Origin of the sequence: Kineosporia sp. NBRC 101731 (assembly GCF_030269305.1) — a bacterium.
In the GTDB taxonomy this organism is placed as follows: domain Bacteria; phylum Actinomycetota; class Actinomycetes; order Actinomycetales; family Kineosporiaceae; genus Kineosporia.
In genome coordinates this window covers 1,417,430-1,432,226 of record NZ_BSTC01000001.1, presented here as the reverse complement: position 1 = coordinate 1,432,226, position 14,797 = coordinate 1,417,430, and the positions used below count along the sequence as shown (strand labels likewise).

The following is a 14,797-nucleotide window of genomic DNA, read 5'->3' as shown; positions in this document are numbered from 1 at the left end:
GGTGCGCATCTCCGCGAAGACCGACTACGCAGTCCGGGCGGCCCTCGAACTGGCCGCCGCCCCGGAGGGTGTGTGGATCAAGACCGAGACCGTGGCCGAACGGCAGAGCATCCCGCTGCCGTTCCTGCTGAACATCCTCGCCGAGCTGCGTACGGCCGGTCTGGTGCAGAGCCGGCGCGGGGCCGAGGGCGGATACCGCCTGGCCCTGCCCTCGACCGAGATCAAGATCGCCGACGTGATCCGGGTGATCGACGGCCCGCTGGCCAACATCGCCGGTGAGCGACCGGAAGACGTGGTCTACTCGGGAGCCGCCACGGCGCTGCGCGACATCTGGGTGGCACTGCGTGCCAAGATGCGCGTCGTGCTGGAGGGCGCAACCCTCGCCGACGTCAGCAACGGCACGCTGCCCGCCGAGGTCACCGCCCTGCTCGCGGACGACGACGTCTGGCGCGCGCGCATCTAGGCGTGCCCTAGGACTGCCGCAGGGTCCGGGAGATCTCGGCGACCACGTCGTCCATCGGCTGCCCGGCCCGGAACACGGCCACCACCACGTCGTCCCGATCTCCCGCCGGGGCCGGTGATGACTCGGTACGGGCGCCGAAGGTGGCCGTCACCCAGCCGCACGAGGAGTCCAGATCGGTCACCGGGTCATAGTTCCCCCCGGCGCGCAACCACTCTCGCAACACCGCATTGTGGGCGGCAACGACCGCGGCCGCGATCACGTCGGCGCGCAGCACCGTCTGGGCCTCCGGCAGGCGGCCCGAGAGCCGACCGCGCAGATACCGGCTGAAGGTGCGCTCGTACCGTTGCACACTGGCCAGCTCACGGTCGCGCAGGGCGGGGACACTGCGTGAGAGCCGGTAGCGCTGCACCGAGACCTGCGGGTCGTCGAGGTAACTGAGCAGCACCAGTTTCACCGCACCGCAGATCGCCTCGATCGGGTCGAGCGCGGTCTGCGCGATCAGATGCTGATTGACCATGGCGAGCAGGGAGTCGTGATCGGGGAAGATCACGTCGTCCTTCGAGCGGAAGTACCGGAAGAACGTGCGCCGGGCGATACCCGCGCGCTCCGCGATGGCGTCGACGGTGGTGCCGTCGTACCCGCGAGCCTCGAACAGCTCGAACGCCGCCGCCGCGATCCGCCGCCCGGTGTCCGGATGACTGCCCGGGGCGGTCTGCTCTCCGGGGACGAGCGGAACCCGTGACATGCCCGTGACCATACCCGCCGAACAAGAACAGGTGGTGGCGCAGACCGTGGGCAGGCTCACCCACCACCTGCTGGAGGACGCGGGTGGGCACCCAAGGCGCACCAGCGCCGGTAGGTGCGGGCCGGCGTCCACCATCAGAGACGCAGGTGGGCACCCCCCCAAACCCTTCGTGATCATGCAAATCCTCCCCGGCGTTCTAGAACTGTCGAGTCAAGAGTTCTAGAACGCCGGGGAGTGGGGGCACCTCCCGGCCGAAGGCTGGGGGATTTGCATGATCACGAACAAAAAGGTTTTCAGGCTGTGCGGCGCAGGGCCGGGTCGAGGCGGCGGCGGGAGGCCTCCGGGAGGCTGGCCTCGACGCAGGCGGGGCAGGCGTCGTGCGGGGTGGCGGAGAACGAGCGCTCCCAGAACACCGTCCAGCCCGAGGTCCATTCACCGCAGAGCGTCTTGCGGGAGCCGGCCGACCAGGCGTGCTGCACCCCGTAGGGCACCCAGGCGAACGGCGGCTTGCCGGAGGTCGACCGCACCTTGTGCGTCGCGGTCACGTAGAGCTGCGGGTCGGCGTGTTTGGTACCGCCGAGGGTGGGGGACAAGGTGCTGGTCATGGCCCGACTCCTCTCGTCTGCCGGTGCGGCCCGACAGAGGAGGGGCCGTACCGCCGTGTTGGTGCCCAACAGGGGAGGGTCGGCGCTCGTGAGGGCGCCGATGCACTCAGTGCCATCATTAAGGCACCCGATGCATACGGCGCGCAAGGGTTTCCGTCCCGTTTCGGGACCTCTGGGCGGCCTCCCGTCGCCGAACGGCCCTTTCCCACGACCCGCCGGTAGCTCCTCAAGATCGCCTACCCCGCCTCCGACAATCCTTCCGTCATCGGAGAACGTCGAGAACGGGGATTTCGTCATGGGCTTGCTGACGGCACGTGCCCGCCGAACTGCTCAGGGCGCGACGCTGCTGGCAGCGCTGAACGACACCTCCAACCCCCTGCTGGCCGCGTTGAGCAGCCTGCACACGAACTGCTTCATCGCCGATCCGGACCTGAACCTGGTCTGGGCCAACCGGCTCGCGCACGACACCCTGGTCGGTCTGGCCCCGGCGATCCAGACGTCGTTCGGGGTCACCCTGCAGGACCTGCTCGACGGGTCGATCCACCGGTTCCACCAGGACCCGGCCCGGATCGAGCGGATTCTTCACGACCCGTCCGCACTCCCCCGCACCGCGGTGTTCTCGTTCGGTGGTGTCACCCTGCGCACGATGATCAACGTGATCACCGACATCGACGGGGGGCGGCTCGGGTACATCGTGGTCTGGGACAACGTCTCCGACCGGAACGCGCAGGCCGACGCCACCTTCGCCGAGAACGAGGTGGTGACCGCCCGGCTCGACGCGGTGTCGCGCAGCCTGGCCGAGACCGCCGGTGACACCTCGCAGCAGGCCACCAACGCGGCCGAGGCCACCGAGCAGATGAACGCCGCGGTGCAGGAGATCGCCCGGGCCTCGTCCGAGGCCTCCCAGCAGGTGCAGCGCACGGTCGACGCGACGGCCCAGAACCTGCAGCAGCTGCGCCGGTTGCAGGCCATGAGCAACGAGATCGGCGGCATCCTGCGCATCATCGAGACGGTCGCGGGGCAGACCAAGATGCTCGCGCTGAACGCCACCATCGAGGCCGCCCGGGCCGGTGAGGCGGGCAAGGGCTTCGCGGTGGTCGCCGACGAGGTGAAACAGCTGGCCGAGACCACCACGGCGAGCATCAGCGACATCGAGAACAAGATCAAGGACATCCAGCAGGCCGCCGACGCCAGCGCGGAGGCGACTGCGGGTATCGACACGCTCGTCGACCGGATCCGCGAATCGCAGGAGACCATCGCGGCGGCCATCGAGGAGCAGTCCGCCACCACCGCCAGCATCGCCGGCACCATCTCCGTGATCGCCGAAACGGCCCAGCTCACATCCAGCCAGGCGATGGAGGTGCACCACTCGGTGATCTCGGTCCAGAAGCAGACCACCGTGCTGCGAGAGCTCATCAAGAGCTCCTGATCACCGACGAACAGGCCGGTAGAGGCGAAAATGCATGGGACTGAGGCCCCCGCCTTGACAGACTGGCGCCTGTGTTCCTGACCATCACCTCGACCAGCGACCGGGACGAGGCCCCGGCCACCGACCTGGGCTACCTGTTGCACAAGCACCCCGACCGCGCGCAGAAGTTCGGCCTGCCCGTCGGTACGGCGCATGTGTTCTACCCCCGGGCCGATGCGACGACCTGCACCGCAGCACTACTGCTGGAGGTCGACCCGATCGCGCTGGTGCGGGGGCGCGGCTCCAGACCGGTAGAGGGTTTCTCCCTCGCGCAGTACGTGAACGACCGGCCCTACGCCGCGTCGTCGCTGCTCGCCGTCGCCTTGGGCAAAGTGTTCAAGACCGCCATCTCGGGCCGCTGCGACGTGCGCCCGGAGCTGCCCGGCACCCCGCTGCGCCTGGAGATCGAGGTACCGGCACTGCCCTGCCGGGGAGACGCCCATCTGGCCCGTAACCTGTTCGAGCCACTGGGCTGGACCTGCACGGTGACCCCGGTGCCCCTGGACCCGGAGCTCGGCTGGGGCGACTCGCCCTACGTGGACCTGCGGCTGACCGGTGAGCTGCTGCTCTCCGAGGCCCTGAGCCAGCTGTACGTACTGCTGCCGGTGCTCGACGACGCCAAGCACTACTGGGTCACCGCCGACGAGGTCGACAAGCTGGTCCGCGCCGGGGAGGGCTGGCTGGCCGCCCACCCCGAGCGGGCCCTGATCACGCAGCGGTACCTGCGCCACCAGCGGTGGCTGATCGACGACGCCGCCGAGCGGTTCGCCGGGCTGGAAGACGCTCCGGCCCCCGAGGGCGAGCTCCTGGAAGAGCCCCTGGAAGACGACGACGCCCCACCGGAAGCCCGGGTCTCCCTGGCCTCACTCCGTCTGGACGCCCTGGTCGAGACGCTGGAGGCCTGCGGGGCGCAGAGCGTGGCCGATCTCGGCTGCGGAGAGGGCAAGCTACTCGGCCGCCTGCTGGAGAATCCCCGCTATCAGCGCATTCTCGGCGTTGACGTGTCACACCGAGCGCTGCGGACCGCCTCTCGACGGCTGCGGCTGGACGATCTGCCCGACCGTGCCGCCGAGCGCATCGAGCTGCGCCAGTCGTCCCTGGTCTACGCCGACCCGAGCCTGGCCGGCTTCGACGCGGCGGTGCTGTCCGAGGTGATCGAGCACGTCGACGAGTCCCGGCTACCGGCCCTGGCCTCGAGCGTCTTCGGCACGGCCCGGCCCGGCGTGGTGCTGGTGACCACCCCGAACGTCGAGCACAACCAGCACTTCGGCCTGTCTGAGGGCCAGACCCGGCACACCGACCACCGTTTCGAGTGGGACCGGGCGACGTTCCAGGCCTGGGCCGGCGCGGTGGCCGAGCAGTACGGATACACGGTGCGCTTCAAGGGTGTCGGGGTGGAGTCCACCGAGGCCGGGCCACCCACGCAGATGGCCGTTCTCACCCTCGACCTGTCGTCTGCCGCAGAGGTGTCCCGATGACCGACCACCACCTGACCATCCCCGACACCTGCCTGGTGGTGCTCGTCGGGGTCTCCGGCTCGGGCAAGTCCACCTTCGCCGCCGCGAAGTTCGGCCGCTACGAGGTGCTCTCCAGCGACTTCTGCCGGGGTCTGGTCTCGAACGACGAGAACTCCCAGGATGCCACCGCCGACGCGTTCGACGTGCTGCACCACATCGCGGGCAAGCGCCTGGCCGCCGGTCGGCTGACCGTGGTCGACGCGACCAACGTGCAGAAGGAGTCGCGGGCGAGCCTGCTGAAACTGGCCCGCGACCACGACGTGCTGCCTGTGGCGATCGTGCTCGACATGCCGCAGGAGGTCTGCCTGGAGCGCAACGCCGCGCGTTCCGACCGCAGCTTCGGCGACCGGGTGATCCACCGCCAGGCCGACCAGCTCCAGCGCTCGATCAAGGGCCTGCGCCGCGAGGGTTTCCGGCGCGTGCACGTGCTCGACACCCCGGAGAAGGCCGCCGCCGCGGTGATCGTGCGCGAGCCGCTGCTGAACGACCTGCGCACCCGCACCGGCCCGTTCGACGTGATCGGCGACGTGCACGGCTGCCGCTCCGAGCTGGAGAGCCTGCTGGGCAAGCTCGGTTACGGCGTCGTGCTCGACCCGGACGGCAATCCGGTCGACGCCGTGCCGCCGGCCGGGCGCACCGCCGTGTTCGTCGGTGACCTGGTCGACCGCGGCCCCGACTCCCCCGGCGTGCTGCGCCTGGTGATGGGCATGATCGAGTCGGGTCACGCGCTCTGCGTCAGCGGTAACCACGAGCACAAGCTGGTGCGGGCGCTCAGCGGGCGCAACGTGAAACTCACGCACGGGCTGGAGCGCACCATGGCCCAGCTCGAGACGCAGACGCCGGAGTTCCGGGCGAAGGTCGCGAGCTTCTGCGACCACCTGGTCGCGCACTACGTGCTCGACGGCGGCCGGCTGGTGGTGGCCCACGCCGGGCTGAAAGAGGCCTATCACGGCCGGGCCTCGGGCCGGGTGCGGAGTTTCGCGATGTACGGCGACACCACCGGCGAGACCGACAGCTACGGCCTGCCGGTGCGGTACCCGTGGGCGAACGACTACCGCGGCCGGGCCATGGTGCTCTACGGGCACACACCGACCGTCGTACCGGAGTGGGTCAACAACACGCTCTGCCTGGACACCGGGTGCGCGTTCGGGGGAAGCCTGACCGCGCTGCGTTATCCGGAGAAGGAGATCGTCAGCGTGCCGGCCGAGCAGGTCTGGTACGAACCGGCGCGACCCCTGGCCGCCCCGGCGGCCCCGGCCGCCACCCGGGACCCCGATCTTCTGACCCTCGCCGACGTTTCCGGCAAGCGGTCGGTAGAGACCCGGCACCACGGCCGGGTGACGGTCACGGCCGAGAACGCGGCCGGCGCCCTGGAGGTGATGAGCCGCTACGCGATCGACCCGCGCCGGCTGCTGCACCTGCCGCCGACCATGGCCCCGACGCCGACGAGCAACCGGCCCGGGCTGCTGGAGCATCCCGCCGAGGCCTTCGCCGCCTACGCCAAGGAGGGCGTGCCGGAGGTGATCTGCGAGGAGAAACACATGGGCTCGCGGGCCGTGGTGCTCCTCTGCCGCGACGCCGGCGTGGCCGCCGCCCGCTTCGGGTTCCCCGACGACCGCACCGGTGTGATCCACACCCGCACCGGGCGTCCGTTCTTCTCCGATCCCGACACCGAAACCCTGCTGGCAAGGGTGCGTTCGGCCCTGGAGAGCACCGGGATCTGGAACGAGCTGGAGACCGGGTGGCTGCTGCTCGACACCGAGATCCTGCCCTGGTCGCTGAAGGCGGGCGACCTGATCCGCCAGCAGTACGCCGCGGTCGGCGCCGCTGCCGGAGCCTCGCTGCCCCTGGCCGTGAAGGCACTGACCGCTGCGGCCCAACGGGTTCCGTCGCTCCTGGAACTGCGCAACCACACCACCGCGCGGCGGGAGGCGGCCACGGCGTTCCGTCAGGCGTACCGGCGGTACGTCTGGCCGACCGACGGCCTGGAGGGCGTGCGGATCGCGCCGTTCCAGGTGCTCGCCGCCGAGGGAAAAACCTTCCACGACCGCGACCACCTCTGGCACCTGGCCCTGGCCGACCGGTTGGTGGCCGCCGACCCGCTGTTCCTGACCACCGCCCGCACGGTGCTCGACCCCTCGGACGAGAACGCCGTGGCCGAGGCCGTGACCTGGTGGGAGGAACTGACCGGGAAGGGCGGTGAGGGCATGGTGGTCAAACCCCTGGCCAACCTGACCCGGACCAAACGCGGCCTGGTGCAGCCCGGTCTGAAGGTGCGCGGGAAGGAGTACCTGCGCATCATCTACGGCCCCGACTACCTGCTGGACGAGAACCTGAGCCGGCTGAAGTCCCGTGCAGTGGGCCGTAAACGGTCAGCAGCCCTGCGGGAGTACGCGCTGGGCCTGGAATCCCTGGAACGGGTGGCCGCGGGCGACCCGCTGTGGCGCGTGCACGAGGCGGTCTTCGCAGTGCTGGCCCTGGAGTCCGAGCCGGTCGACCCGCGCCTGTAAACCCTCCCCAACCCCTTGTTCGTGATCATGCAAAGTGTCTCCAGCGTTCTGGAACTCCGGGGACACATTGCATGATCACGGAGGGGTAAGGGTGTGCCTAGGCCAGGCCGGTGCCCGGGGACACGGGAGCCAGGGGGAGGCTGGCGCTGGCGTTACGGGCTTCCGCCGCCGCCTTCGAGGTCGCGTCGGCCTCGTGGCTGTAGTAGATCGACATCGGTGAGACCCAGGCGTCGGTCGCACCGGCGGCGATCACCGCGGGCAGGGCGTAGGGCACGGAGGCCCGGGGCAGCGTGACGGTGGCGGTGAAACCCTGTCCGTTGACGGCATCGGACGCCGAGACCACTCTGGCGTCGGGTCCGAGGATCTCTTCCAGGGACAGGGGCTTATCGGCCACCACGCGCAGCTCGACCACGTCGTTGGCCCGCAGCGCACCGCGGATCAGGTGCGAGATCGCGTCGAGCTTGTTCCGCTTCCACTCGTCGTCACGGTAGATCTTCCGGCTGACGAAGAACTGGTTGGTCGAGCTGAACACCTCCGCGACCTCACGAAGGTGGTTGGCCCGCAGCGAATTACCGGTCTCCACGCCCTCGATGATGGCGTCGGCGAAGTATTCAGCCTTGGCCTCGGTGGCGCCCCAGGAGAACTCCACGTGCGCGTCGACACCCTGCCGGGCCAGCCACATCCGGGAGATCCGGGTGAGCTCGGTGGAGATGACGAACGGGTCGCCGGCCAGGCGGCGGCGGTCGCACTCGGCGCGCAGGTCTTCCACGGTCTTGATGGACGACGACTGCGGCACCGCGAGCACCCAGCGGATCGGGCGCGAGGTCTGGCGGGAGAAGGGCAGTTCCGCTTTCACCGCGATGTCCTGGAGCACGTCCTGCTCGACGATCCAGTCACGGCCCGAGAGCCCGGCGTCCAGGCGGCCGGACTTCACGTAGATGGGGATCTCCTGCGGCTTCAGCAGGACCGGCACGATCTCCGGGTCGTTCGAGCTCAGCCACAGCGTGCGCGAGCCGCCGGTGAACTGCAGCCCGACCCGCTCGAAGATGCCCAGGGTGCTCTGCTGGAGGCTGCCCTTGGGGATGCCGAGGGTGATCTGCCGGTCGCTCATGAGTTCTCCTCCGAGGTGTCGCCCAGGATGTCCCGGACGACGCTGATCAGCTCGCCCCGCGGAACGGTCATCTGCCCGGCCGACTTGGCCGCACGGTATTCGCTGTTGTCCGCGATGGCGGCCCGGGACTCAGCCCCGGCCTGCAGGTTCTTCACGGTGACGGTGCCGTCCTTGACCTCGTTGCCACCGATCATCACGGCCGCCCTGAAGCCCTGGGCGTTGGCGTAGGCCAGCTGCTTGCCCACCTTGCCCACCGACTCACCGACGTACAGCTCGGTGTTCACACCGGCCGCACGCAGTTCCGCCGCCACCCGGGTGGCCTCGGCCGGTTCGACCTTGGGCATCACCAGCACCACCACGTCGGCCGTGGTGCGGGCCGTGCCGAACTCCACACCCAGGTTGGCCAGGCCGGTCACCAGCCGGTCGATGCCGATGGAGACACCCACCGCGGCGACCGGGTCGTCGCTGAAGCGGCTGACCAGCCCGTCGTAGCGGCCACCACCGCCGACCGAGCCGACCCCCGCGCCGACCAGCGTGGCCTCGTAGACCGTGCCGGTGTAGTAGGCCAGACCGCGGGCCAGGCTCGGGTCGAGCTGCACGCTCGCCTCGCTCACCCCGAGCGCGTCCAGGTGGGACAGGAACTCGCGCACCTCAGCCACGGCGGCCTGCGCCTGGTCCGTGGACGGCAGCAGGGCCTCGAGCGCGTCGAGCGTCTCGACGCGGGTGTCCTTGCCGACGCTCACGAAGACCAGCAGCGCGTCGATCTCCTCGGCGGCCAGGCCGACACCACGGATCCGGTCGCCCGAGACGTCGAAGCGCCCCTCCCCCAGTTCGGCGCGCAGCGCCTCGGGGGTGATCTTGTCGGCCTTGTCGAGCACGCGCAGCACGTGCCGGGCCGTCTCGAAGTCCTCGATGCCCACACCGGCGAGGAACGCGTCCACCAATTTGCGGTTGTTCACCCGCACGACGTAGCCGGTGGACGCCTCCAGCCCCAGGGAGTCGAAGGCCGCGCTCATCACCGCGACGATCTCGGCGTCGGCGGCCACCGTGGAGCTGCCGGCGATGTCGGCGTCGAGCTGCGTGAACTGCCGGAACCGGCCCTGCTCGGGCTGCGGGTCGTCGGCGCGGAAGACCGGGCCCACGTGGTAGCGGCGGAACGGCAGCTTGATCTGCTGCGGCGCGTACTGGGCGATGACGCGGGCGAACGGCACGGTCAGGTCGAACCGCATACCCACCTCGACGGAGGCGGCTTCGCCCTCGGCGACAACGGGTTTCGTGTTCTCCCGAACGACGAAGATCTGCTTGTCGGCCTCTTCGCCACCGCTGCCGAGCAGCGTGGGCAGGCTCTCCAGCACCGGGGTGTCCAGCGGTACGAAACCGTAGGACTGATACACCCGGGTGATGCGGGCCACGACCTCGTTGCGGAGAAGCATCTCCTCGGGCAGCAGGTCACGGAATCCACGGAGATTCTGCGGACGGACCAGGCCGGTCATCGTTGTGCCTTCTTCCTCATGAGCTGGGGAGGTAGCCCGGCGCACGAAGAGATCGACGAACGATCTACTTGTACCGGGAGGGGGTATCGAACCCCCGCCTCCTGATCCACAATCAGGTGCTCTACCACTGAGCTATCCCGGCTCGCCGAGTAGATTAGCAGAGCATCGGCCGGGGTATGAACCACGGCCTTCCCAGACGGCCCACGGCCGGTCCGGATCACGCTTTCGACGCACCCGTAGGAGCTTTCAGGGCCCACCCGAGGGCACATCAGAGAGCCAGGTCGGCGTCGGGGTCGACCTTCTGCGCGTCCGCGAACGAGACCTGGTCGTACAGCGCCCCGGGCCGGCGGTAGTAGCGCGCCCATTCCTTGTCGCCGTACGAAAAGTGCCACCACTCGCCGTCGAAGGGCGCGAAGCCGGCCGCCATCATCGCCCGGCGCAACAGCTGCCGGTACTCCCAGGCCTCGCGGGAGACGAACGGCGAGAAGGTGAAGGCGTCGCGGTCGGCCTCCATCACCGGGGTGCCCATGTCGACCGGATCCCCGTCACGCAGCAGTTCGACGGCCACCGCGCCGCCCGTCGGATAGCCCGCCACCGACGGCACCGCGACGTGCCGGTGGGCCGCCTCGATCAGTTCGTTCTCGTCCGGATATTGCTGCCGCAGAGACTCTTTGGCCTCGTCGAACAGACGGGTCTGGACCTCCAGGGCACGGAATCCGTAGACCACCCGGAGCGTCAGCGAGCGGTCGAGGCTCTTCAGTTCCTGGCCGGCCGCGTAGAGCATGTCGACCACCGGACGGCGCACGTAGATGACCCGGCCGGTGAGTTCACTCATCTCCGCGTCGATGTGCTCCACCCGCAGCACACCCTGCTGCGGGACCGCCTCGAAGAGGACGACCTCGTCCACCTCGATCACCGGAACCTCGGCGTAGTCGGTGTACTTCAGCATCTTCTCTTCGAGCAGCTGGTAAACGTCTTCCCGGGTTCCCACGTGGGCACCTTCCTGATTCTGCGCAGTTCTGGCATCAATGTGCCCACCAACAAGCCTTTTCACGGCCGGGAGAGTGGACGCGTCCGGGCACACCGGTCTCAGGCACGCGAAAGGCGCGTTGGGGCCACGAGAGTGGAGTGACAGGAGCGGGGCAGGGCGCCGATCGGTGTGGACTCACCCGTTTCAGGCCGTCAGACCTGGTTCAGCGGGAGCCAGCACCCACCGGCGAGATATGGACGCCGTGATGGGCATGCCGATGATGGGCATGAGCGCCGACCACCGGGCGAACGGGCACGACGACGGCAGCCGACACGAAGGTCAGCGCGCGAGTCGAGAAGATGCCCATGATGTTGGGCAATTTAGCAATGCGGGTGGGCAGCTGGCAAATGAGGGACGCGCACCCGCCCCTTGCGGGGAGACCCCCGGTGCCCGGGTGGGCACCGGGAGGACAACCTCGTCCTCAAGCACCCAACTCGGCCCGCACCAGCGGTGCGACCTGGGTGCCGAGCAGCTCGATCGCCCGCAGCACCTGCTCGTGCGGAAGGGTGCCGACGCTGATGTGCAGCATTAAGCGCTGCACGCCGAGCACCCGGTGCACCTCGACGATCTTCTCCGCCACCTGCTCGGGTGAGCCCAGCACCAGGGAGCCACCCCGGCCGCGCAGATTGTTGAACTGGTTGCGGCTCATCGCGCCCCAGCCCCGTTCACGGCCCAGCACCGTCATCGCCTGGGCGTAGGAGGGGTAGTACTCCTCCACGGCCTGCTCGGCCGTCGGCGCCACGTATCCGTGCATGTGGACGGCGAGCGGAGCATCGTCCGGCTCGAAGCCGGACTCCTTGATCGCGTGCCGGTGCAGCTGGGCGAGCGGGCCGAACTGGGCCGGCTGCCCACCGATGATCGCGAGTGCGACGGGAAGGCCGTACGAGGCGGCGCGCACGATCGACTGCGGGGTGCCACCCACGCCGATCCAGATCGGCAGCCGGCGCTCGGGCCGCGGGAACACGCCCTGTTCGTGCAGCGCCGGCCGGAACCGCCCCTGCCAGGTGATCTGCTCCTCACGGGTGAGCTCGACCAGCAGGTCGAGCTTCTCGCTGAAGAGGTCGTCGTAGTCCTCCAGGTCGTACCCGAACAGCGGGAACGACTCGATGAACGAACCGCGGCCGGCAATGATCTCGGCACGCCCCTGCGAGATCAGGTCGAGCGTGGTGAACTGCTGCCAGACACGCACCGGGTCTTCCGAGGAGAGCACGGTGACGGCGCTGGTCAGGTTGATCTTCTCGGTCTTCCCGGCGGCGGCCGCGAGCACGATCGCGGGAGCACTCGCGGCGAAGTCGGCGCGGTGGTGCTCGCCGATGCCGTAGACGTCCAGACCGGCCTGTTCGGCGGCCACGGCCTCCTCGACCACCTGGCGCAGCCGTACCCCGTGCGGGGTCGGCACGCCGTTCACCGGGTAGGCGTCGGCGAAGGTGGTGATGCCCAGTTCCATCGGACGTCCTCGTTTGGTTGAGCGCGCAACTGATAGGCCTGTGAGGGTACCGGTTCGGCCGTCGCCGGGGGTTGCCGAGAGGTGGTTCAGACCCTGCTCGAGGACGCCCGTGGTTGCCTGGTTCGAGTGAGGCTGGCCTGGTCAACGATGAGAGGGGCAAGTTTGTCGGTGCCAACCAATAGGCTCTGTCATGTGATGGAACGATGAGCAAAGCAGACGCCCTGCGGGCCATGCGTGAGGCGCGGTTCGCGCGATACGCCCAGCAGAAGAAGGAAGAGGCGAAGACCGCGAAGCCGGCGCGCCCGGCCGCTTCTGCGCCCAGCGTGTCCGCGGAGCCGATCGAGCTGTTCGAGCAGGAGCCGGCCAAGCCCGCCAAGAAGACCGCGGCGAAGCGGGGGCGGGGCAAGGCGGCGAAGGCTGTCGCGGCTGAGCCGGCTGTGACCGATCCGGCTGCGGTCGAACCGGCCGAACCGGCTGCGGCCGAGACTGCTGCGACCGAACCGGCTGCGGTTGAGACCGGTGTCACGCAGACGGCCGAGGCCGAGGCGGCAGCCGCCCCCGAGCTGACCGTCGTGACGGACACCGCTGAGGTTACTGAAGAGCCTCCGGCCGAGGCCAAGGTCATCGACCTGCGCCCGGTCGAGGCCGCCGAGGTCGCCGAGCCCGCTGCCGAGGAAGAGGAGCCGTGCGGGCACCGCAGCATGAACGGCCGCATCTGCACCCGGGCCAAGGGCCACAGCCAGAAGAGTCACCGGTACGGCTGAACGACGGATGCGGCCTGAGGAGTGACTCTCGGGGAGCCGCATCCGCCGTCCAGCCTGCTGAGGGGGTGAGGGTGCCTTACTGGTGCTGCGACTGGCTCTGCGGTGCCTTCGCCGCCGAGAGCGGGGAGGCGATGTCTTCGAGTGTGCGGTTCTCCGCGTCCACACCGATGAACCACTCCAGCACGCCCGCGGCGAACATCAGCCCGGCACCCAGGTAGTACCCGCCCGCCACGGCGCCGAAACTCTCGGTCTCGACGAGCTTGCCGAAGAGCAGCGGCCCGATGATGCCGCCGAGCCCGGTGCCCACGGCGTAGAAGAAGGCGATGGCCATGGCGCGGGTCTCCATCGGGAAGATCTCGCTCACCGTCAGATAGGCCGCACTGGCCCCGGCCGAGGCGAAGAAGAACACCACGCTCCACGCGACGGTCAGGGTGGTGGCGCTGAAAACCTCTTGCTGGAAAAGGATTGCGGTGACCACCAGAAACACCGAGCTCAGCACGTAGCTCAGGGTGATCATGGTGCGGCGGCCGATCGTGTCGAACAACGGCCCCATCAGGATCGGCCCGAGGAAGTTCCCCAGCGCCAGCGGGATGATGTAGAGCCCTGCCGTGCCCGAGCCGATGTCGAAGAACGTGGTCAGCACCAGGCCCTGCGTGAAGAACACCGCGTTGTAGAGGAACGCCTGGCCGACGAAAAGACCCAGCCCCAGGGCAGAACGCTGCGGGTAGGACCGGAACATCGTGCGGATGATCTCGAAGACCTTCACCGGGCCGCGCTCGTGGATCTCGATGCTCTGGTCGTCGGCCACCGGTGCGAGTTCGAGCTTGTCCTGGTGCTCGACCGTGTGCTCGATGTCGGCGACAACCTTCTCGGCCTCGTCGTGCTGGCCGTGAATCGTCATCCAGCGCGGACTTTCGGGCACGTTGCGGCGAACCAGAAGAATCACCAGGCCCAGCACGGCCCCCAGGCCGAAGGCGAGCCGCCAGCCGATGTCAGCCGGAAGAAGGTCGGTGTCCAGCAGCACCAGGGTGAGGGCCGCCCCGACGGCGGCGCCCAGCCAGTACGAGCCGTTGATCATCAGGTCGATCCGGCCGCGCAGGCGGGCGGGCATCAGCTCGTCGATCGCCGAGTTGATCGCGGCGTACTCACCGCCGATACCGGCACCGGTGAAGAACCGGCAGACGAAGAAGAACAGCGGGTTCATCGAGAACGCGGTGAGCACCGTGGCGACCAGGTACAGGCCGAGAGTGATCATGAACAGCTTGCGCCGGCCCCATCTCTCGGTGAGCTGGCCGAAGAAGAGCGCGCCCAGACAGGCGCCCGCCACGTAGATCGCCGCGGCCTGGCCGATCTGCCCGGCCGAGAGTTCCAGACCGCTGCCCGCCTCGGTCAGCCGGTCGCCGAGCGCTCCCACGATGGTGACCTCGAGTCCGTCGAGGATCCAGACCGTGCCGAGACCGATGAGCACCGTGATGTGCCAGCTCGACCAGGGCAACCGGTCGAGCCGGGCGGGGAGATTGCTCCGCAGGACACGTCCGTCCCCCGGAGTCTGCTGCTGCGTCGTCACAGAATGACCTTGAACCCGGTTCCGGCGACCTGCATGTCGAACTGCCGCCGGTCCATCCCGAAAAGTTCCCGGTTCCG

General features: G+C 69.0%; 12 protein-coding genes and 1 tRNA gene. 5 read left to right on the top strand and 8 right to left on the bottom strand.

Annotated elements, in window-relative coordinates:
- Position 1: 1 nt before the first annotated feature.
- Positions 2 to 463 carry an RrF2 family transcriptional regulator gene (locus tag QSK05_RS06350; RefSeq protein ID WP_285594841.1) on the top strand — a complete coding sequence of 154 codons (462 nt, stop codon included), beginning with the start codon at positions 2 to 4 and terminating at the stop codon, positions 461 to 463.
- 7 nt (positions 464 to 470) lie between these two features.
- On the opposite strand, the gene QSK05_RS06345 is transcribed toward QSK05_RS06350, so the two are convergent.
- Together QSK05_RS06345 and QSK05_RS06340 are read right to left on the bottom strand one after the other, a co-directional pair.
- On the bottom strand, positions 471 to 1,208 hold the full coding sequence (locus QSK05_RS06345) for a TetR family transcriptional regulator (RefSeq protein ID WP_285594839.1): 738 nt from the start codon (positions 1,206 to 1,208) through the stop codon (positions 471 to 473).
- A gap of 293 nt (positions 1,209 to 1,501) precedes the next feature.
- The gene (locus QSK05_RS06340) at positions 1,502 to 1,813 is read right to left on the bottom strand and encodes a hypothetical protein (protein WP_285594837.1); all 312 of its coding nucleotides are present in this window, start codon (positions 1,811 to 1,813) and stop codon (positions 1,502 to 1,504) included.
- A 295-nt stretch (positions 1,814 to 2,108) separates the two neighbouring features.
- Here QSK05_RS06340 and QSK05_RS06335 point away from each other — a divergent pair, with 295 nt between their 5' ends.
- From QSK05_RS06335 to QSK05_RS06325, 3 genes are all read left to right on the top strand, one after another.
- On the top strand, positions 2,109 to 3,242 hold the full coding sequence (locus QSK05_RS06335; protein ID WP_285594835.1) for a methyl-accepting chemotaxis protein: 1,134 nt from the start codon (positions 2,109 to 2,111) through the stop codon (positions 3,240 to 3,242).
- A gap of 71 nt (positions 3,243 to 3,313) precedes the next feature.
- Positions 3,314 to 4,759 carry a 3' terminal RNA ribose 2'-O-methyltransferase Hen1 gene (locus tag QSK05_RS06330; protein WP_285594832.1) on the top strand — a complete coding sequence of 482 codons (1,446 nt, stop codon included), beginning with the start codon at positions 3,314 to 3,316 and terminating at the stop codon, positions 4,757 to 4,759.
- Entirely contained in the window at positions 4,756 to 7,308 is a 2,553-nt protein-coding gene (locus QSK05_RS06325; protein WP_285594830.1) for a polynucleotide kinase-phosphatase, read from the top strand. The genes QSK05_RS06330 and QSK05_RS06325 overlap by 4 nt, the downstream gene beginning before the upstream one ends.
- Positions 7,309 to 7,405: 97 nt before the next feature.
- Here QSK05_RS06325 and hisG read toward each other — a convergent pair whose 3' ends face one another.
- The 5 genes from hisG to QSK05_RS06300 all read right to left on the bottom strand — a co-directional run bounded on the left by hisG (position 7,406) and on the right by QSK05_RS06300 (position 12,389).
- Positions 7,406 to 8,419 (bottom strand): ATP phosphoribosyltransferase, encoded by a 1,014-nt coding sequence (gene hisG, locus QSK05_RS06320; protein ID WP_285594827.1) that lies wholly within the window; start codon positions 8,417 to 8,419, stop codon positions 7,406 to 7,408.
- A complete protein-coding gene (gene hisS, locus QSK05_RS06315) occupies positions 8,416 to 9,912 on the bottom strand; it encodes a histidine--tRNA ligase (RefSeq protein ID WP_285594825.1) in 1,497 nt (498 codons plus the stop codon). The genes hisG and hisS overlap by 4 nt, the downstream gene beginning before the upstream one ends.
- Positions 9,913 to 9,983: 71 nt before the next feature.
- Positions 9,984 to 10,054: transfer RNA gene (locus QSK05_RS06310), tRNA-His, on the bottom strand.
- A gap of 126 nt (positions 10,055 to 10,180) precedes the next feature.
- Complete coding sequence (locus QSK05_RS06305; RefSeq protein ID WP_285594823.1) at positions 10,181 to 10,903, bottom strand: M15 family metallopeptidase; 723 nt, start codon at positions 10,901 to 10,903, stop codon at positions 10,181 to 10,183.
- A 460-nt stretch (positions 10,904 to 11,363) separates the two neighbouring features.
- A complete protein-coding gene (locus QSK05_RS06300) occupies positions 11,364 to 12,389 on the bottom strand; it encodes an LLM class flavin-dependent oxidoreductase (protein ID WP_285594821.1) in 1,026 nt (341 codons plus the stop codon).
- 203 nt (positions 12,390 to 12,592) lie between these two features.
- On the opposite strand from QSK05_RS06300, the gene QSK05_RS06295 reads away from it, so the two are divergent.
- Positions 12,593 to 13,153: a hypothetical protein gene (locus tag QSK05_RS06295; protein ID WP_285594819.1), complete on the top strand. Its 561-nt coding sequence runs from the start codon at positions 12,593 to 12,595 to the stop codon at positions 13,151 to 13,153.
- Positions 13,154 to 13,229: 76 nt separating this feature from the next.
- On the opposite strand, the gene QSK05_RS06290 is transcribed toward QSK05_RS06295, so the two are convergent.
- Positions 13,230 to 14,720, bottom strand: coding sequence for an MFS transporter (locus QSK05_RS06290; RefSeq protein WP_285594817.1), 1,491 nt, complete (start codon positions 14,718 to 14,720; stop codon positions 13,230 to 13,232).
- Between the last annotated feature and the right edge of the window lie 77 nt (positions 14,721 to 14,797).

Coding starts and splice junctions, on each gene's coding strand:
- QSK05_RS06345 (WP_285594839.1), bottom strand. CDS start 1,208: ATGTCACGGGTTCCGCTCGTCCCCGGAGAGCAGACCGCCCCGGGCAGT.
- QSK05_RS06340 (WP_285594837.1), bottom strand. CDS start 1,813: ATGACCAGCACCTTGTCCCCCACCCTCGGCGGTACCAAACACGCCGAC.
- QSK05_RS06335 (WP_285594835.1), top strand. CDS start 2,109: ATGGGCTTGCTGACGGCACGTGCCCGCCGAACTGCTCAGGGCGCGACG.
- QSK05_RS06325 (WP_285594830.1), top strand. CDS start 4,756: ATGACCGACCACCACCTGACCATCCCCGACACCTGCCTGGTGGTGCTC.
- hisG (WP_285594827.1), bottom strand. CDS start 8,419: ATGAGCGACCGGCAGATCACCCTCGGCATCCCCAAGGGCAGCCTCCAG.
- hisS (WP_285594825.1), bottom strand. CDS start 9,912: ATGACCGGCCTGGTCCGTCCGCAGAATCTCCGTGGATTCCGTGACCTG.
- QSK05_RS06300 (WP_285594821.1), bottom strand. CDS start 12,389: ATGGAACTGGGCATCACCACCTTCGCCGACGCCTACCCGGTGAACGGC.
- QSK05_RS06295 (WP_285594819.1), top strand. CDS start 12,593: ATGAGCAAAGCAGACGCCCTGCGGGCCATGCGTGAGGCGCGGTTCGCG.